General features: G+C 19.8%; 15 protein-coding genes and 3 tRNA genes. 16 read left to right on the top strand and 2 right to left on the bottom strand.

Going from position 1 to position 20,905, the window contains the following annotated elements; all coding sequences use genetic code 11:
• Positions 1-28: 28 nt before the first annotated feature.
• The 3 genes from rpsO to GJU03_RS01525 all read left to right on the top strand — a co-directional run bounded on the left by rpsO (position 29) and on the right by GJU03_RS01525 (position 4,423).
• Positions 29-298, top strand: a complete 270-nt coding sequence (gene rpsO / locus GJU03_RS01535; protein ID WP_168918934.1) for a 30S ribosomal protein S15 — start codon at positions 29-31, stop codon at positions 296-298.
• A 94-nt stretch (positions 299-392) separates the two neighbouring features.
• Positions 393-2,489 carry a polyribonucleotide nucleotidyltransferase gene (gene pnp / locus GJU03_RS01530; RefSeq protein ID WP_168918933.1) on the top strand — a complete coding sequence of 699 codons (2,097 nt, stop codon included), beginning with the start codon at positions 393-395 and terminating at the stop codon, positions 2,487-2,489.
• Between the two features lie 260 nt (positions 2,490-2,749).
• The gene (locus tag GJU03_RS01525; protein WP_168918932.1) at positions 2,750-4,423 is read left to right on the top strand and encodes a DEAD/DEAH box helicase; all 1,674 of its coding nucleotides are present in this window, start codon (positions 2,750-2,752) and stop codon (positions 4,421-4,423) included.
• A gap of 5 nt (positions 4,424-4,428) precedes the next feature.
• Here the strand turns inward: GJU03_RS01525 and pgi are convergent, their stop codons facing one another.
• Positions 4,429-6,045, bottom strand: coding sequence for a glucose-6-phosphate isomerase (gene pgi, locus GJU03_RS01520; RefSeq protein ID WP_168918931.1), 1,617 nt, complete (start codon positions 6,043-6,045; stop codon positions 4,429-4,431).
• Between the two features lie 154 nt (positions 6,046-6,199).
• Here pgi and GJU03_RS01515 point away from each other — a divergent pair, with 154 nt between their 5' ends.
• Both GJU03_RS01515 and fldA read left to right on the top strand, forming a co-directional pair.
• A complete protein-coding gene (locus GJU03_RS01515; protein ID WP_168918930.1) occupies positions 6,200-6,979 on the top strand; it encodes an alpha/beta fold hydrolase in 780 nt (259 codons plus the stop codon).
• 26 nt (positions 6,980-7,005) lie between these two features.
• Positions 7,006-7,518: a flavodoxin FldA gene (gene fldA / locus GJU03_RS01510; RefSeq protein ID WP_168918929.1), complete on the top strand. Its 513-nt coding sequence runs from the start codon at positions 7,006-7,008 to the stop codon at positions 7,516-7,518.
• A gap of 51 nt (positions 7,519-7,569) precedes the next feature.
• Here the strand turns inward: fldA and glnS are convergent, their stop codons facing one another.
• Complete coding sequence (glnS, locus tag GJU03_RS01505; protein ID WP_168918928.1) at positions 7,570-9,234, bottom strand: glutamine--tRNA ligase; 1,665 nt, start codon at positions 9,232-9,234, stop codon at positions 7,570-7,572.
• Between the two features lie 101 nt (positions 9,235-9,335).
• On the opposite strand from glnS, the gene GJU03_RS01500 reads away from it, so the two are divergent.
• The 11 genes from GJU03_RS01500 (at position 9,336) to aroA (ending at position 20,674) form a co-directional block, all read left to right on the top strand.
• Positions 9,336-9,410, top strand: a tRNA-Met gene (locus tag GJU03_RS01500).
• A gap of 14 nt (positions 9,411-9,424) precedes the next feature.
• Positions 9,425-9,513 (top strand) — tRNA-Leu (locus GJU03_RS01495).
• A gap of 17 nt (positions 9,514-9,530) precedes the next feature.
• Positions 9,531-9,602 (top strand) — tRNA-Gln (locus GJU03_RS01490).
• 54 nt (positions 9,603-9,656) lie between these two features.
• Entirely contained in the window at positions 9,657-10,997 is a 1,341-nt protein-coding gene (miaB, locus tag GJU03_RS01485; protein WP_168918927.1) for a tRNA (N6-isopentenyl adenosine(37)-C2)-methylthiotransferase MiaB, read from the top strand.
• An 18-nt stretch (positions 10,998-11,015) separates the two neighbouring features.
• Positions 11,016-11,474 carry an rRNA maturation RNase YbeY gene (gene ybeY / locus GJU03_RS01480; RefSeq protein WP_168918926.1) on the top strand — a complete coding sequence of 153 codons (459 nt, stop codon included), beginning with the start codon at positions 11,016-11,018 and terminating at the stop codon, positions 11,472-11,474.
• Positions 11,475-11,536: 62 nt separating this feature from the next.
• On the top strand, positions 11,537-14,095 hold the full coding sequence (gene leuS / locus GJU03_RS01475; protein ID WP_168918925.1) for a leucine--tRNA ligase: 2,559 nt from the start codon (positions 11,537-11,539) through the stop codon (positions 14,093-14,095).
• A 127-nt stretch (positions 14,096-14,222) separates the two neighbouring features.
• Positions 14,223-15,146: a DNA polymerase III subunit delta gene (gene holA / locus GJU03_RS01470; protein WP_168918924.1), complete on the top strand. Its 924-nt coding sequence runs from the start codon at positions 14,223-14,225 to the stop codon at positions 15,144-15,146.
• Positions 15,147-15,177: 31 nt separating this feature from the next.
• On the top strand, positions 15,178-17,061 hold the full coding sequence (mrdA, locus tag GJU03_RS01465) for a penicillin-binding protein 2 (RefSeq protein ID WP_168918923.1): 1,884 nt from the start codon (positions 15,178-15,180) through the stop codon (positions 17,059-17,061).
• A gap of 25 nt (positions 17,062-17,086) precedes the next feature.
• Positions 17,087-18,193 (top strand): rod shape-determining protein RodA, encoded by a 1,107-nt coding sequence (gene rodA, locus GJU03_RS01460; RefSeq protein ID WP_168918922.1) that lies wholly within the window; start codon positions 17,087-17,089, stop codon positions 18,191-18,193.
• Positions 18,194-18,248: 55 nt separating this feature from the next.
• Positions 18,249-19,340, top strand: coding sequence for a 3-phosphoserine/phosphohydroxythreonine transaminase (gene serC, locus GJU03_RS01455; protein WP_168918921.1), 1,092 nt, complete (start codon positions 18,249-18,251; stop codon positions 19,338-19,340).
• Between the two features lie 41 nt (positions 19,341-19,381).
• Positions 19,382-20,674 (top strand): 3-phosphoshikimate 1-carboxyvinyltransferase, encoded by a 1,293-nt coding sequence (gene aroA / locus GJU03_RS01450; protein ID WP_168918920.1) that lies wholly within the window; start codon positions 19,382-19,384, stop codon positions 20,672-20,674.
• Positions 20,675-20,905 lie beyond the last annotated feature (231 nt).

The following is a 20,905-nucleotide window of genomic DNA, read 5'->3' as shown; positions in this document are numbered from 1 at the left end:
TTTATAAATAATTTAATGGAGTTAAGTTATGTATTTTAATACAATAAAAAAAACAGAAATCATAAAAAAATATAAAAACCATAATACAGATAAAGGATCAACTAAAATACAAATAGCTTTATTAACATTTAAAATTAATTATTTACATAAACATTTTGCTATTCATAAAAAAGATCATCATAGTCGTCGAGGACTATTAAACATGATATCAAAACGTAGAAAATTATTAAATTATTTAAAAAAAAAAAAATTACATGATTATAATATATTAATTGAAAATTTAGGGTTAAGAAAATAAAAATATTTTATATATTAATCTGTATTAATTAAAGACTTTAAAAAATTAATTTATTTTTTTAATATAAAAAAAAATTTATTAAAGGATATTTATTTTGTTAAACCCGATTATTCATAGATTTCGTTATGGTAATAATACTGTAACTATTGAAACAGGAATGATAGCTAGACAGGCAACATCATCTGTAATGGTTAGTATTGATGATACTGCTGTTTTTGTTACTTTAGTCATAAATAATGAAGTAAAATTAGAACAAAATTTTTTTCCTTTATCTGTCCATTATCAAGAAAAATTATATGCTGCTGGTCGTATTCCTGGTAATTTTTTTCGTAGAGAAGGACGTCCTAGTGAAAATGAAATTTTAATTTCTCGTCTAATTGATCGTCCTATAAGACCTTTATTCAAAAAAGGTTTTTTAAATGAAACTCAAATTATTGCAACTGTAATGTCTATAAATCCTGAAATTAATCCAGATATTGTTGCTATTATTGGGTCATCTATCGTTCTTAATTTATCTGGAATACCATTTAATGGTCCATTTGGAACAGCACGTATTGGTTATATTAATAATAAATATATATTAAATCCTAATATTAAAGAAATGCAAAATAGTACATTAGATTTAATTGTTACTAGTACGAGAAAAGCCATTCTAATGGTAGAAGCTAAATCTAATTTATTAACTGAAGAACAAATTTTAAATGCAATAAAATATGGACATAATGAACAACAAATTTTAATTAATAATATTATTGAATTATCTAATAAAGTAAAAAAAAAATCTAATACATGGATTTTATATCCTTTAGATAAAAAACTTAAAGAAAAAATTTACTTTTTATCTTATAAAAAATTAGTAAAAGCATATAATATTCAAGAAAAAAAATATAGGATGAATGAAATTAATTCTATTAAACATAAAATTCTTGAATTAATTAAAAAAGAGAAAGAATATGAAAATATTTCTATTTATTGTTTAAATGAAATTTTTTATGAGTTAGAAAAAAAAATAGTTCGAAACAATATTATAAATAAAAATTTAAGAATTGATGGGCGTGAACATGATATGATACGTAATTTAGATGTACGTATAGGTATTCTCCCAAGAACACATGGTTCTGCTTTATTTACGAGAGGGGAAACTCAATCTTTAGTTACAGCTACATTAGGAACAAATAGAGATGCTCAATCATTAGATGATTTATTGAATAATAAATCAGATAATTTTTTATTTCATTATAATTTTCCACCTTATTCTGTAGGTGAAGTTGGTATAATGGGTTCACCTAAAAGACGTGAAATTGGTCATGGACATCTTGCTAAAAAATCTTTAATACCAGTTATGCCTAATATAGATGTTTTTCCTTATACAATAAGAATTGTATCTGAAATAACAGAATCTAATGGTTCATCTTCTATGGCTTCAGTATGTGGAGCATCATTAGCAATGATGGATGCTGGAATCCCAATTAATAATGCTGTAGCAGGTATTGCGATGGGATTAATAAAAGAAAATAATAATTTTGTAGTACTATCAGATATTTTAGGAGATGAAGATCATTTAGGCGATATGGATTTTAAAGTAGCAGGTACTAAACATGGAATTACTGCATTACAAATGGATATGAAAATAGAAGGTATTAATTATAAAATAATAAAATTAGCTTTATTTCAAGCAAAATTAGCTAGGCTACATATTCTAAAAATAATGAAACAAGCTATTTCTTTTCCTAGAAAAAATATTTCAGAATTTGCACCAAGAATTCATACATTAAAAATTAATCCAGAAAAAATTAAAGATATGATAGGAAAAGGAGGATCTGTTATTAGAGCTTTAACAGAAGAAACTGATACAATTATTGAAATAGAAGACAGTGGAATAGTAAAAATTGCAGCTAAAAATAATGATAAAATTAAATTTGCAATTAAACGTATAAAAGAAATTACATCAGATATAATTGTTGGAAAAATATATAGTGGTAAAGTAGTCCGTATTGTTGATTTTGGTGCATTTATTTCAATAGGAAATGGGAAAGAAGGATTAGTACATATTTCTCAAATAACAAATAAACATGTAAATAAAGTAAGTGATTATTTACAATTATTACAAAATGTATTCGTTAAAGTTATAGAAATTGACAAACAGGGAAGAATTAGATTAAGTATTAAAGCTGCTACTATCAATAGATAGTAATTTTAAAATTTTTTATAAAAAATTATTACAAATAATTATATAAATTATTTTTATAAATAATATTTTCCAATATATAAATACTTAATAAAAAATTAATTGTAAAATTGTTATTTATATAAAATAATTTTAATATTTGTAATTATATTTTATTATTATAAAATATAATTATTATTTTTTTATAATCCCATCTAATAATTATTAGATAATTACTTATATTAATTTTTTAATTATTTATTTTAAACAGGCATATATATTATATGACAGATATTACTAATTTTACTAAATTTGGTTTAAATAAGTTTATTTTAAAAGCATTAAATGATATAGGATATAAAAATCCATCTCCTATACAAAAAAAATGTATTCCATATTTGTTATCATCAAAAGATGTCTTAGGAATAGCACAAACAGGTAGTGGAAAAACTGCTGCATTTATCTTACCATTATTAAATAATTTAGATTTATCTATAAAAAAAACTCAAATATTAATTTTAACACCTACAAGAGAACTAGCAATACAAGTAACTAAAGCTACTTCACTGTTTGCTAAATATTTAAGTGGAATTAGTATTTTAGCATTATATGGTGGACAATCTTATCAAATACAATTTAAACGTTTAAGATTAGGAGTTCAAATTATTATAGCTACTCCAGGGCGTTTATTAGATCATATTAAAAGAAAAACTGTTAATTTATTTAAATTAACTAGTTTAGTAATAGATGAAGCAGATGAAATGTTAAAAATGGGTTTTATTGAAGATGTAGAAAAAATACTATCTAAAATACCTAAAAGACATCAAACTTCATTATTTTCGGCAACTATGCCAAAAAGAATTAAAAACATAACTAAAAAATTTATGGTTCATCCATATGAAATATTTATAAAAACTAATATTAAAACAATTCCAGATATTAAACAAACTTATTGGTTAATAAATAGTAAAAAAATAGATGCTTTAATGAGATTTTTAGAAACTGAAAATTTTACTGCAGTTTTAATTTTTGTAAAAACTAAAACTGCTACTATAGAAATAGCTGATATATTAAAACAATTTAATTATAATAGTGCTCCACTAAATGGAGATATGAACCAAAATAATAGAGAAAAAACACTAGAAAAATTTAGAAATGGGAAACTAGATATTTTAATTGCTACTGATATTGCTGCAAGAGGATTAGATGTAAATAGAATTGATTTAGTTATAAATTACGATATTCCTATGGATATTGAATCATATATTCACCGTATTGGAAGAACTGGAAGAGCAGGGAGACAAGGTAAATCTTTATCATTTATAGAATATAAAGAAAAAAGATTACTTAAAAACATTGAATATAGAATTAAATGTAATATTGATGAAATATTATTACCTAATAATGAAATTTTGTCCAAAAAAAGACTAGAAAATTTTATAAAAAAAATAAAAGAAGAATCAAATGCTATTAACAATATTAATTTAATTAAATATAAAGAAATTATATCTACTTTAATAGTTAAAAATAATATAAATAAAGAAACATTAATTATAATTTTATTAAAATTATCTCAAAATAAAAAACCTTTAATTTTACCTCCCGATCCTATTATTTCTCAGAAAACATTTCATAAAAAATCATTTTTTTATAAAAAAAAGAAAAGAAAATATATGGATACATATCGTATTAATATAGGGAAAAAAGATAAAGTAGAAATACGTCATATTGTAGGTGCAATTATTAATGAGTTAAAAATAACTAATAATGATTTAGGTAATATAAAATTATTTAATAATTATTCTACTATTGAATTAACACCTATAATTAAAAAAAATATTTTAAAATATTCTAAAAATATTAAAATTTTAAACAAGAATATTAATTTTGAATTAATTTTAAAAAAAATTTATAAAAAAAAATTACATTTAAAATTTAAAAAAAAATATTTTAAATAAAATTTTTAATTAAAATTCTTATAGAAATTAATTATCCCCTTAGAAGAACAATCATATTGATTTATTTTTTCTTGGATGTTTGAATTTATATCTTCAACCAAAAAATTAGTTATTTTTTTACCTAATTCAACTCCCCATTGATCAAAAGAAAATATATTTAAAATTATACCCTGAACAAAAACTTTATGTTCATAAAATGAAATTAATAATCCCAAATTATAAGGAGTAATTTTTTTTAAAAAAATAGAATTACTAGGCTTATTTCCGAAACAAAATTTATATATATTGTTTTTGTGTATATTTTTAATATTACCAAAAGCTAATGCTTTAGTTTGAGCTATATAATTTGAAATAAGCTTAAGATGATGATCTTTATATTTATTATTATAAGGTATCGCTGCAGCTATAAAATCACATGGAATTATTTTAGTACCTTGATGCAACATTTGAAAAAAAGAATGTTGTCCATTTGTACCTACATCTCCCCATATAATAGGACTAGTTTGATATAATATTTTATTACCATTTCTATCTATTGATTTCCCATTAGATTCCATATTTAATTGCTGTAAATATGATGGTAAAAAACGCATATTATCACAATAAGGAATAATTGCTTCTGTTTCTGTATTCCAAAAATTACTATACCAAATACTAATTAAAGCCATAATAATAGGAATATTTTTATCTAATGGAGTAGAAAAAAAATGATAATCCATTTCACTTGCTCCTTGTAATAATTTTTCAAAATTATTAAAACCAATAGATAAAGATATTATTAATCCAATAGAAGACCATAAAGAAAAACGACCTCCTATTTCAGATAATAATGGTAAAATATTTTTTTTATTTATTCCAAAATCAATTGCTGCATCAATATTATTTGTAACGGCAATAAAATGTTTAGAAAAAATGTTTTTATTTAAATCTCCATTTATATGGTTTATAAACCATTTTTTTATACTTAAAGCATTAGTAATTGTTTCTTGTGTATTAAAAGTTTTTGAAGCAATAATAAAAACACTTTCTTCTGGATTAATTTGATTAATAAGATTTATTATTTGAATAGGATCAATATTAGCTAAAAAAAATAAATTTAATTTATTTTTATATTCTTTTAATGTTTCTGTAACCATTAAAGGACCTAATTGAGAACCTCCTATTCCTATATTTATTATATTTTTTATTTTTTTATTTGTATAACCTTTCCATCTTCCTAAAATTATGTCATTAGAAATATTTTTAATTTTTTTTAAAATATTATCTATCATATTATAGATTTCTTTATTTTTTAAAAATAAAATATTATGATTATATCTTAATGCTGTATGTAAAACAGATTTTTTTTCAGTAACATTAATTTTTTTACCGTAAAACATTGAATAGATCGAACTAAAACATTTAGTTTCTTTTGCTAAATTTATTAAATAACTTAAAGTTTTTTGATTAATAATATTTTTTGAATAATCAAAAAGAATTTTATTCTCAAAATTAATAGAAAAATTATTAAATCTATTAGGATCTTGTATAAATAAATCATTAATAGTTATTTTCTTAATTTCTTGAAAATGTTTTTTTAAATATTTCCAAGAAAAAGTTTTTGTAGGATCAATATTTTTCATATAAAATTGTATATTTTATATTTTTAAAAATTTTTTTAAAAATATTATTTATAATTAAATTAATTATATCATAATTTTAAAATTTATGAAAAAAATTCAATTTATTACATAAATATGATAAAATATCGTATTTAAATAAATATTTATTTTATATATGATTCTTAATTATTTAATTATTCAAAAAAATAATTTTTTTTTAAAAAAAAAGAATACGATTGTATTATTACATGGATTATTTGGTAATAAAAAAAGTTTATATACAATGGGAAAATTTTTATTTAAAAATTTAAAATATAATATAATATTATTAGATATTAGAAATCATGGTTCATCTCCTTCCCATAAAAAAATGAATTATTTATCCTTATCTAAGGATGTATTAGAAACACTTAATTTTTTAAATATAAAAAAAAATATCATTTTTATTGGACATTCCATGGGAGGAAAAATAGCAATGAACATTAGTCAATTTATATCATTTGATAATATCAAAATTATTATTATTTTAGATATAGCTCCTGTAAAATATAAATTTTATAATAAAAATATATTTTTTGCATTAGAACAAGTATATAAAAAAAAAATTGAAAAAAGAAAAGATGTATTTTATTTAATAAAATCACTGATTAAAAATCAATATATAATAAATATGTTATTAAAAACATTTATAGATGGTAAATGGGAATTTAACTTTCCAATTTTAAAAAATGAATATAAAAAAATATTAGATTGGAAATTAATTCCAAAATGGAAGGGCAAAATTTTTTTTTTAAAAGGAGAACAATCTACTTATATAAGTAAAATTTATTATAAAGATATTTTTTTTCAATTTCCTAATGCTAAAATATATAATATTCCTAATACTGGACATTTATTACATATTGAAAATACAAAATTAGTATTTAATTTAATACAAAAATTATGTTATAAATAATATTTTTAAAGAAAAATAATATAAAAATGTCTAAGATTGGTATATTTTTTGGTAGTGATACTGGTAATACTGAAAATGTTGCTTTTAAAATACAAAAACAATTAAATAAAAAAAATTCTTCAGTATTTAACATTTCTAATATAAATCAAAAAGATATTGAAAAATATAATATTCTTTTATTAGGTATTCCTACATGGTATTATGGAGAATTACAATGTGATTGGGAAGATTTTATACCTATTTTACAAAAAATTAATTTTAAAAATAAATACGTAGGTTTATTTGGTTGTGGTGATCAGGAAGATTATGGAGAATATTTTTGTGATGCTATAAAAATTATTTATGATATAGTAAAAAAAAATAGAGCTAAAATCATTGGTTATTGGCCTACTAAAGGCTATCATTTTAATGATACTAAAAGTTTAAAAAATAAAAATTATTTTTTAGGATTAACTATAGATGAAGATAGACAACCAGAACTAACTGATTTACGTATTAAAACATGGGTACAACAAATATCTAAAGAATTAAACATTTAATAATAATAATTATAAAATCAATTATATTAAATATAATTGATTTTATATATTTTATTTATCATTCATTCTTAATGATAAAATTCTATTAAAAATTATCTTATTTTTATTTGAATATTTTTTATCAAAAAAAAAATAACCTTCTCTTTCAAATTGAAAATGTCTATTGCTATTATTTTCTAATAAATTTTTCTCTATAAATCCATTATATATTAATAATGATTTTTTATTTAAAAAATTTAAAATATTATCATTAATATGAATATCTTTTTTTATAAATAAATTTTTATATAAATAAAATTTTGCTGGTTTAACATAATAACAAGATATCCAATGAATTATTCCTTTTACATTTTGTTTTTTTCTATTTATTTTCTTTCCTAAAGAATCTTTATAATATTTACAATGAACATAAATAATATTATTATTTTTATCTTTTACAATTTTCCTTGCTTTAATAATAAAAGAATATCTTAATTTTACTTTATATCCTAAAATAAGTCTTTTATAATTTTTTTTTTCTATTTCGGAAAAATCTAAAATATCGATATATATTTCTTTAGTAAAATAAATATTTCTATATCCCATATTTTTTTTATTAGGATGATTAGGAATTAATAATTTTATTTTTTTTTTAAAAGGAAAATTATCAATAATAATTTTTAAAGGTCTTAATATTGCCATTGATCTAGGAGCTAATTCATTCAATTCGGATTTTATACAAGATTCTAAAAAAGACATTTCTATAATATTATTTTGCTTAGTTACACCTATACTATAACAAAAATTTTTTAAAGATGAAGGTGTATATCCTTTTCTACGTAATCCAGAAATAGTTAATAAACGAGGATCATCCCATCCACTAACTATTTTATTTTTTATTAAAATATTAATATTTCTTTTTGAAGTTATTCCATATTCTATATTTAATTTTGAAAATTCATATTGTTTAGGATGATTTTTTTTAATATTAATATTATTAAGTATCCAATTATATAATATTTTATTATCTTGAAATTCTAATGTACATAAAGAATGAGTAATGCCTTCAATAGCATCAGATATACAATGACTAAAATCATAAGTTGGATATATACACCATTTTCTTTTAGTTTGATGATGATTTTGAAATTTAATTCTATACAATACAGGATCTCTCATAACAATAATTTTTGATTTCATATCTATTTTAGCGCGTAAACATACACTACCTTCAGGAAAATCACCTAAATACATTTTTTCAAATAATTTTAAATTTTCTTTTACTGATCTGTTTCTATATGGACTATTTTTTCCAGGTGTTAATAATGTACCTCTATAATTTTTAATATCTTGTATATTTAATTCATCGACATAAGCTAAATCTTTTTTGATTAATTCTACAGCATATTTATATATTAAATTAAAATAATTTGATGTATATTTAATATTTTCATCCCATTTAAATCCTAACCATATTAAATCTTTTTTTATAGATTTAATATATTTGATATTTTCAGTTGAAGGATTAGTATCATCAATTCTTAAAAAAAACTTACCTTTATAAAATTTAGCTATTGAAAAATTTAAACAAACAGATTTTATATGTCCTATATGTAAATGACCATTAGGTTCAGGTGGAAATCTTGTACAAATTAAATTATATTTTTTATTTTTTATATCATTTTCTATAATTTTAAAAATAAAATTTTTTTTGTAAAAATTATTATATTTATACATATTTTTTTACTCTTTTCACAAATTCAACGTAAAATTTACGTTTAAATAAATAAATTAGTTGACGTTATAATTTATTATTTACATAATATAGAAGAGTGTTTGGCTACGTAGCTCAGTTGGAATAGAGCACAGCATTCATAACGCTGAGGTCATGGGTTCAATCCCCATCGTAGCTAAAATAAAAAATAATGCGGGGGTGGCGGAATTTGGTAGACGCACCAGATTTAGGTTCTGGTTATTAATTTTAATATAATACGAGTTCAACTCTCGTCCCCCGCAAATAATAAATAAATATTTGGGGTATAGCCAAGTGGTTAAGGCACCGGTTTTTGATACCGGCATCCCTGGTTCAAATCCAGGTACCCCAGATCTGTGTGTTTTTTTTATAAAATTTAACAAAAATTAATCTTTAATTATTAATTATGCTAAATAATAAATTATATATCAAAACTTGGGGCTGTCAAATGAATGAATATGATTCTTCAAAGATAGCAGATATTATGAAATACAAGTTAAATTGTCAAATTACTAAATCTGTTAAAGATGCAAATATTTTAATATTAAATACATGTTCTGTAAGAGAAAAAGCACAAGAAAAATTATTTCATCAATTAGGAAGATGGAAAATTTTAAAAAAATATAATCCTGAAATTATTATAGGAGTTGGAGGTTGTGTTGCTTCTCAAGAAGGTAAAAAAATATTAAATAGAGCATATTATGTTGATATTATTTTTGGTCCTCAAACTTTTCATAAATTACCCCAAATGATATATAAAGTACGTAAATTTAAAAAATATTTGATTGATATTAGTTTTCCTAAAATTGAAAAATTTAAATTTTTTCCCACAACAAAAACAAAAAATGTAAGTGCTTTTGTTTCAATTATAGAAGGTTGTAGTAAATATTGTACTTATTGCATAGTACCATACACTAGAGGAAAAGAAATAAGTAGACCTTATAAAGATATAATTTTAGAAATTCAAAATTTATCGACTCAAGGGGCAAAAGAAATTCATTTATTAGGTCAAAATGTTAATGCTTATTTTTATTTTGATAAAAAAATCAATAAATATTATACTTTTTCAAAATTATTAATAAAAATTTCAAAAATAAAAAATATAAAAAGAATTAGATTTACTACTAGTCATCCTAAAAATTTTACTACTGAATTAATCGAAACATATAAAAAATTACCTAAATTAGTTAATTTTGTACATTTACCAGTACAAAGTGGTTCTGATAAAATTTTATCTTTAATGAAGAGAAGATATAATATCTCTGAATATATTCAAATTATTAATAAAATTAAAAATATTAGACCTAATATTCAAATTGGTTCTGATTTTATAGTTGGTTTTCCTGGAGAAACCAAAAAAGATTTTGAAAATACTATCTCTCTAATTTTAGATTTGGATTTAGATATGAGTTTTAGTTTTATTTATTCTCCTAGACCTGGAACTCCAGCCAGTAAAATGAAAGATAATATAAGTATTTTGGAAAAAAAAAAGAGATTATATTTATTACAATATCATATTAAAGAACAAACTAAGAAATTTAGTTTAAAAATGTTAAATACAATACAAATTATTTTAGTAGAAGGTATATCAATTCAACAAAATAAATATTTTGGAAAAACTGAAAATAATAGAATAGTTTTTTTTACTTATAAAAAAAACTATATTGGTAAACTTGTTTATATTAAAATTCTTGATACTTATATATATTCTTTATATGGAAAATTTATATCTGTTTGCAAGAACTAATTTTTATTTTAGGATTATATGGGATTAAATATTATTTTAAATTATTATAATTTTTGTAAAAATGATAATAACCTTCCTTTAAAAAATGATATTTTATTTTGGTTATATAAAATTTTTTCAAAAAAAAATATAAAAAAAATTACTCTTAATATTTCTATTGTAGAAAAAAATTCTATATTAAAAATTAATAAAAAATATTTAAAAATTTCTAAACCAACTAATGTTTTATCTTTTTTATTAGAAAAAAATTTTTTAAAAAAAACATTATTAGGTGAACTTATTTTGTGTAAAGAAATTATTGAATATGAAGCTTTTTTACAGGAAAAATTGTTAAAATCTCATTGGGCACATATTATTATACATTCATGTTTACATCTCTTAAATTTTAATCATAAAGATATTAAAGAAACGTGTATAATGCAATTAAGAGAGATAAAAATGCTGAATTTATTTGGATATAAAAATCCATACTTTTAATAAAATATATTTTATTAATATTAAATTAATAAATTTCAATAGTATATTTAGGAATTTTTTATATGAAAAAAGAGTACTTTCCTAAAGAAATAGAATTTTATGTACAAAAAGAATGGGAATCTAAAAAAACTTTTAAAGTAAACATAAATTATAATAAAAAAAAATTTTATTGTCTTTCAATGTTACCTTATCCTTCAGGTAAATTACATATGGGACATGTACGTAATTATACAATAGGAGATGTTATTGCAAGATATCAACGAATGTTAGGTAAAAATGTTTTACATCCAATTGGATGGGATGCTTTTGGTTTGCCTGCAGAGATCGCAGCTCATAATCATGGTATTGCTCCTAATATATGGACTAAAAAAAATATTAAATACATGAAAAAACAACTAAAATTATTAGGGTTTAGTTTTGATTGGGATAGAGAAATAACAACATGTGATCCTAATTATTATCGTTGGGAACAATGGTTTTTTTTAAAATTATATAATTTAGGTTTAGCATATAAAAAAAAAGATATAGTTAATTGGTGTCCTATAGATAAAACTATATTAGCTAATGAACAAGTAATTGATAAATGTTGTTGGAGATGCCATAGTCTTGTCAAAAAAAAATTAGTTGAACAATGGTTTTTAAAAATTACTAACTATGCTGAGGAACTACTTAGTGATTTAAATAAATTAAATTATTGGCCTCAAAAAGTAAAAAATATGCAAAAAAATTGGATTGGTAAAATAGAAGGAATAAACATTATTTTTCAACTTTATAACACTAATTATAAATTTAACGTATTTATTAAAAAAAAATATTTTTTTGCTCTTAAAAACATTTTTTTTATTAAAATTTTGTATAATCATCCAATATGTAAAAAATTTATAAAAAATAAAAAAATTAAAGATTTTATTAAAAGATATTCATCTTTATATCCTAATGATAAAGAAAATAAGTTTTTATTCAATCAAGTTAATTATATTAACAGTAAATTATTTGCACAAAATAATATTATTATTAAAAAAAAAATACAAATAATAATTGTAAATTATTTATCTAATTCTAATAAAATTAATGCAACTATTGGTATACCACAATGTAATAAAAAAGATTTTTCTTTTGTACAAAAATATAAAGCATTATTTTTGTCACAAAATAAAATATCTAATCTAGATAAATATACTAAAGGTAATAACAATTTACTTATTAAAAAACTAATTTTTAAAAAAAAAGCATTTTATAAAAAATATTATAATTTAAAAGATTGGAGTATTTCAAGACAAAGAATATGGGGAACACCAATTCCAATAATTATCAAAAAAAATAAAAAATTTGTACCACTACAAAAAAATGAATTGCCTTTAATTTTTCCAAAAAAAATTTTAAATGAAAATATCAAAGAAAATTACAATAAAAAAATTAAAAATAATTTAGATTGGTTTCAATATAATCGTAATGGTATAATAGGTCAATTAGAAACAGATACATTTGATACTTTTATTGAATCTTCATGGTATTATGCGAGGTATACTTCTAATAAAGAAAATAATAAAATGATAAATAAAAAATATGCTAACTATTGGTTACCAGTAGACCAATACATTGGTGGTATAGAACATGCAACCATGCATTTAATATATTTTCGTTTTTTTCATAAATTAATGCGAGATATTGGATTATTAAATACTGATGAACCAGTAAAAAAATTATTATGTCAAGGAATGGTATTAGCAAATTCTTATTATTATCTTGATAAAGAAAAAAAGTATCATTGGGTAAAAGAAAAAAATATTATTTTTGATAAAAAAAATAATATTTTTTTAGATAAAAAAGGAAGAAGATTAATTAATCATGGTATGATTAAAATGTCTAAATCTAAAAATAATGGAGTTAATCCCCAACATATTATTGAAAAATATGGAGCAGATTCTTTACGTTTGTTTATTATGTTTGCTGCTCCTCCTACTATAGATTTAGAATGGCAAGAAACTGGAATTAAAGGAATGCATAAATTTTTAAAAAAAATATGGAAATTTATTTATGAATATAAAAAATTATCTTTTAATTATGAAAAAATAAAAAAAGATAAATTGTGTTCTTTATATAATAAAGAACAACTAATAATGCAAGATTATGCAAATAAAACTATTATCAAAGTAACAAACAATTTTGAAAAAAATCAATCTTTTAATACAGTGATTTCTTCAATTATGATTTTTTTTAATAAAATTAAAAAATATAAAATACACAATAATGTTGATTATACTATAATTTTTGATAGTTTACTAATTATATTAAAAATGCTTTATCCTTTTACCCCTCATTTTTGTTTTGTATTATGGAAACATATGGGAAAAAAAAATGATATTGATCAAGCATCATGGCCTATAATTATAAAAATTAATACTAAAAAAATAAAAGATACATTTGATCTTGTAATTCAAATAGATGGTAAAAAAAAATATAATCTTTCTATACCAGAAAAAATTAAATATCAAGAAACTAATATTAAAAATTATGTATTATCGAATAATAATATATCGAAATTTTTAGTAAATATTAAAATTATAAAGATAATATATATTCCACAAAAAATACTAAATATAGTAACAAAAAAAAAATAATAATATTTAAAATATTATTAAAATTAAATATAAATCAACAATATACATTTTAATAAAAATGAATCAGATATTTTTAAAAAATTTTTATAAAAAAATATATAGTGAAAAACACCATTGTTACATCATAATGGGAGATGAATTATTTTTTATTAAAAAAAATATTAATATATTATTAAAAAAATTATTAGAATTAAGTTATATAAAAAATAATATAATTATTATAGATAATAATATTATTTGGGATAATATTTTTTCCAGATTTATAATTAGAGATTTTTTTTGTAAAAAACAGATAATACATCTAATTTTTTTAAATAAAAAAGATTTTATAAAATCAAAAAAAAACATTAATATATTAATTAAATATATAAGTATTAATAATATTCTAATTTTAGAAATTCATGACTATATTAATTTATATATTGAAAAAAATTTTAAAAACATTATAAATAATCAGTGTATAATACTTTATGAATTTAATAAATTAAATAATAGTCAACTTCTTAATTGGATCTATTTTCGGTTTAAACAATTAAATTTATTTATAGATAAAAATGTTTGTATTACATTATATAACTTGTATTCAAAAAATTTAATGATATTAAATCAAGTTATAAAAAATATTTATATACAAAAAAAAGATCTTGGTTATTTAAAAAATTTTGTTTTTAAAAAAAATAATAATTTAACTAATTCTATTTTAGAAAATCAAATAGAAAATAGTTTTAAAATAATTCAAAAAATGAAAAACAATAAAGAAAATATTTTTATTATTTTTAATAAATTACAAAAAAATATTTTTTTAATTTTAAAAATATATAGAAGTTTAAAAAAATATCCTTTAAACATAATTTTCAGAAAATTTTCAATATTACCAAAAAAACAAAATTTTTTTATAAAAATTTTAAAAAAAATTAATAATAAAAAAATATATTTAATAATTAAATTATTGTTAGAAATTGAAATAAATATTAAAAGTTTTATAATAAATAATTATGTAGAAAAATATTTCTGGATTGATTTAGAGAGATTAATTTTATTTTTTTCATAAAAAATATTAAATAATATAGGTTAAAATAATAATGTATATAAAATATAATTTTTCACAAAATTATAAAATAAAATCAAAAATCTTTTTCCAAAGAACAAAATTTTTAATTAAAACTTTCTTAATATTATTCAGTATTCTAATATTTAATTTATATTATTTACAAATTAGATCTTATAAAAAATATAAATTACAAGCCGAACAAAATTATGTTGGTTTTTTTTTTTTAAAGCCTAATAGAGGTTTAATTTATGATAGAAATGGTATAGTTTTAGCAAAAAATAAAAGTTTTTATCAAATTAAAATACAAACTAATAATATTAATGATTTTTTACAAAAAATTATTTTTTTACAAAAATTTTTAAAATTAAAGATTAATAAATCTGATATTGCAAAAGTAACAAAATCAAAAAAAGAAAAAAAATCATTAAAAAAAATAATTTTTAAAATAGACTTAAATAATCGTCAAGCATCAAAATTTTTAGTAAATAAATATTTATTTCCTGAAATACCTCTGAAAATTTATCAAAAACGTTTTTATCCACAAAAAAAATTATTTGCACATGTAGTAGGTTACATACATTCTGATGCTAATAAAAAAAAAAATATTTTTAAGAAAAAAAAAACAATAAAAAATTATACTGATAATTCTTCAGTAGGAATAAATGGTATTGAAAAATATTACCAAAAAAAAATGTATGGAACTAATGGTTATCAAAAAATCGCCATAAATAATAAAGGTTTTTATAAATATACAATATGTAAAGAAGAATCATATACAGGAAAAGATATTTTTCTAACTATTGATTATAAATTACAAAAATATATCTATTCATTAATGAAAGATAAAAAAGGAGCTGTCATTATTAGCGATACAAGAAATGGAGAAATTTTAGCTATGATATCAACTCCTAGTTTTGATCCTAATTTATTTCTTAATAATAAAAAAGAAAAAAGTTTACATTTTTTATTAAAAAATAAAATGATTGCTAATCATCCTTTAATTAATCGTGCTATTCAAGGTATTTATCCTCCAGCTTCTACTGTTAAGCCATATATGACTTTATTAGCATTAAAATTAAATTTAATAAATGAACATACAATATTATTTGATCCAGGATGGTGGAAAATTCCTAAATTTAACCAAAAATATAAAGATTGGAAAAAAAATGGTCATGGTTATTTAAATGTTAATAAAGCAATACAAGAATCATCTGATTTTTTTTTTTATAAATTAGCCTATAATATAGGTATTAATAAAATACATACATGGATGGATAAATTTGGTTATGGTAAATTAACAAATATTGATCTTTTTAACGAAAAATTAGGTAATTTACCAACAAGACAATGGAAATTGAACAGTACAGATACTCCTTGGTATATTGGAGATACTATTTCTGTTGGTATAGGGCAAAGTTATTGGAATGCTACTCCTATACAAATTCATAATGCATTAACTATTTTAGTTAATAATGGTATTAGTAAACCTCTACATCTTTATAAAAAAGAAAAATTAAATAATATTTTTAGTTATTATATACATAAGAAATATAAAAAAGTAGTAAATTTTCCCATCCAATATTGGAATATTGTTAAAAACGGTATGTTTAATGTAGTAAATAAAAAAAATGGAACTTTATATAAATATTTTCTTAATATAAAAAATTATAGTATAGCTGCAAAAACGGGAACTGCACAAGTTTTTAATTTAAATAATTTAAAAAAACATAATATTAATAAAATAAAAGAAAAATTAAGAGATCATAAGCTTATAATAGCTTTTGCTCCTTTTAAACATCCTAAAATAGCTATGACTATTATTATAGAGAATAGTAATAAAGATATATTTATTGGCAATATTGCAAGAAAAATTTTCGATTATATTTTTGAAAATAAAAAAGATTTGTTAATATAAAAAAATTTAATTACGTAATTTTATTATGAAAAAAAAAAACTTGAATAAATTTATTCATTATGTATTACATACAGATACAATATTATTGTTATTAATTATAATACTTTTAACAATTAGTTTATTTATAACATGGAGTTCAATAGGTTCTAAAAATCATATTTATTTAAAACATAAAATAATACAAATTTGTATCGGTTTTATAACTATGTTAATAGCTGCGCAAATTCCTCCACATATTTATAAAAAATATTCTTTTTTATTTTATTTTTTAACTATATGTTTATTAATTGCAGTAAAATGTTTTGGTTCTACTATAAAAGGAGCACAAAGGTGGTTACATATTAATTTTATTACATTCCAACCATCTGAAATAGCCAAAATATCAGTTCCTTTAATTGTATCTTATATTCTTGATAAACATAATTATCATATTCTTCAAAAAACATTCTTTCAAATAATAATTTTAATATTAATCCCTACTATATTAGTAGCTAAACAACCTGATTTAGGTACTGCTATATTAATTAGTTTATCCGGGGCTATTATATTATTTTTAGCTGGATTATCTTGGAAAAGAATTTTAAACAGTATTATTTTATTTATAATATTTCTTCCCTTTGCATGGATCTTTTTACTACATGATTATCAAAGAGAGAGAATGTTAATGTTATTACAAATGAATTATGATTTATTAGGAAAAGGATACCATATTTTTCAATCTAAAATAGCAATTAGTTCTGGAGGATTATTTGGAAAAGGATGGAAAATGGGAACACAAGCACAATTAAATTTTTTACCAGAAAAACATACTGATTTTATATTTTCTGTATTTGCAGAAGAATTTGGTTTTATAGGAGTATTATTATTAATTTTTTTATATTTATTAATAATAGTAAGAATTTTATTCTTATCATTAAAGTGTCGTGATATTTATAATCAATTAATTATTAATGGAATAATATTAATATTTTTTTTATGTATATTTGTTAATATAAGTATGGTAAGTGGTTTATTACCTGTTGTAGGTATACCATTACCTATATTAAGTTATGGGGGGACATCTCTTGTAGTTATTATGGCTAGTTTTGGAATTATAATGTCTATGTATACACATAATAGTATTATAACTTAATATTTTAAAAAAAAATTATTTTATGACTTATAATATGTTTAATAGGATTATTACTATGCAAAAAATATTTAATTTTAGTCCTGGACCAGCTTTATTACCTTATGAAGTTTTAAAAAAAGCACAAAATGAATTAATAAATTGGAATAATTTAAATGTTTCTGTTATGGAAATTAGTCATCGTACTCATGATTTCATGAATTTAATTAAAAATATAAAAAAAGATTTAAGAGAACTGATTGATATCCCATCAGAATATGAAATATTATTTTGTCAAGGAGGTGCTAGAACACAATTTTCAGCTATACCAATGAATTTATTATATTATGATGAAACAGCTGATTATGCAAATATTGGACATTGGTCAAATGAAGCAATAAAAGAAGCTACAAAATATTGTAAACCACATATTATTAATCCATTAAAAAAAAAAAATGGATTATATTATATCGAAAAAATGAAATACTGGAGTTTAAATAATAATTCAAAATATATACATTATTGTCCTAATGAAACAATAGAAGGTATTGCAATTAATGAAGAACCTAAATTTGAAAATAAAACTGTTATAGCAGATTTATCATCTATTATTCTTGCTCAAGAAATTAATATTAAAAATTATGGTATGATTTATGCAAGTGCACAAAAAAATATTGGTCCTGCTGGTTTAACTATTATAATTATAAAAAAAAAATTAATTTTGAATAACAAAAAAAGAAAAGAATTACCTTCAGTATTAGATTATAAAATTATGTCTCAACATAATTCAATGTTTAACACACCTGCTACTTTTTCTTTATATTTATCAGGATTAGTTTTAAAATGGTTAAAAAAAAAAGGAGGAATAAAATTTATTAGTAAAATAAATAAAAAAAAAGCAAAACTACTTTATTCTACTATAGATAGAAGTAAATTTTATATAAATAAAATTAAATATCGTAATAGATCAATAACAAATGTTGTTTTTCATTTACAAGATCCAGAAAAAGAAAATTTATTCTTAAAAAAATCACAAGAAAATGGATTATTTTATCTTAAAGGACATAAAAAAATAGGAGGTATAAGAGCTTCAATATATAATGCTATGCCTATAGAAGGAATTAAAAAATTAATAAATTTTATGAATGATTTTGAAACAAAATATATATAAATGATATGATTATTTTAAAATTTAATTAGATTATTAACAATATGAAAAATATTTTAACACTTCAACCTATTAATAAAGTTCAAGGTTCTATATTTTTACCTGGTTCTAAAAGTATTTCTAATAGAGTATTATTACTATCAGCCCTAGCTAAGGGTACTACTAAATTAATTAATTTACTTAATAGTGATGATATTAATCATATGTTAAATGCATTAAAAAATTTAGGTATTAACTTTTTTTTATCTACTAATAAAAAAGAATGTTTAATTATGGGAAATAATGGAATTTTTAAACCTCAAAAAAATCTAAAATTATTTCTTGGAAATGCAGGAACTGTAATTAGACCATTAACAGCTTTATTATCATTAAATAATAAATGTGATGTTATTTTAACAGGTGAACCAAGAATGAAAGAAAGACCTATAAAACATCTTGTAGATTCTTTAATAAAAGGTGGAGCTGTTATTGAATATTTAGAAAAAAAAAATTTTCCTCCAATACATATAAAAGGTGGATTTAAAGGTAATAAAGTTATTAAAATAAATGGTTCTATTTCTAGTCAATTTTTAACATCATTACTAATTATTAGTCCCTTAATAAAAGGAGATACAATAATTAATATATATAATAATTTAGTATCTAAACCATATATTGATATAACTATTAAATTAATGAAAATTTTTGGTATACATGTAAAAAATAATAATTATAAACAATTTAAAATTTATGGACAACAAAATTATATTTCTCCTGGAGAATATATTATAGAAGGTGATGCTTCTTCTGCTTCATATTTTTTATCTGCTGCAGCTATTAAAGGAGGAACAGTAAGATTAGAAAATCTAAATAAAAACAGTATTCAAGGAGATATTAGATATATTAATATTTTAAAAAAAATGGGAGCAATAATAAATTATGGAAAAAATTATATTAGTTGTACAAAAAATACTCTAAAGTCCATAAATATGGATTTAAATGATATTCCAGATGTAGCTATGACTCTAGCTGTTACTAGTTTATTTGCCAAAGGAACTACTACTATAAAAAACATATATAATTGGAAAGTTAAAGAAACGGATCGTTTACAAGCAATGTCTACTGAATTAAAAAAAACTGGTGCAAAAATTATTACAGGTAATGACTATATTACTATTTTTCCTCCTAAATATATTAATAAAGTTATAATTGAAACATATAATGACCATCGTATTGCTATGTGTTTTGCACTATTATCATTATCTAATAATTCAGTAAAAATTATTAATCCTGGTTGTACTAGTAAAACATATCCAAATTTTTTTAAAGAATTTAAAAAAATAAGTTTTTATAATTAAATTATAAATATGTAATTAAATAATTAAAATTTATAAATTTAATAATTTAAAAAAAGTATATGTATATAAAGATATACAGTTGCAGAAAAAAATTTTTAATGTTAACTTTATATATATAAATACTATTTATATAAAATTTATAGTATTAAATTATATTTAATTATCTCTCATAAAAGGAACATATGAGTTTTTTAAAAAATAAGACTTAATATGATTTAAGTGGATATTTAT

The organism is Enterobacteriaceae endosymbiont of Donacia bicoloricornis, from assembly GCF_012567955.1.
GTDB lineage: Bacteria > Pseudomonadota > Gammaproteobacteria > Enterobacterales > Enterobacteriaceae.
This window is presented reverse-complemented; position numbering and strand designations above follow the sequence as displayed.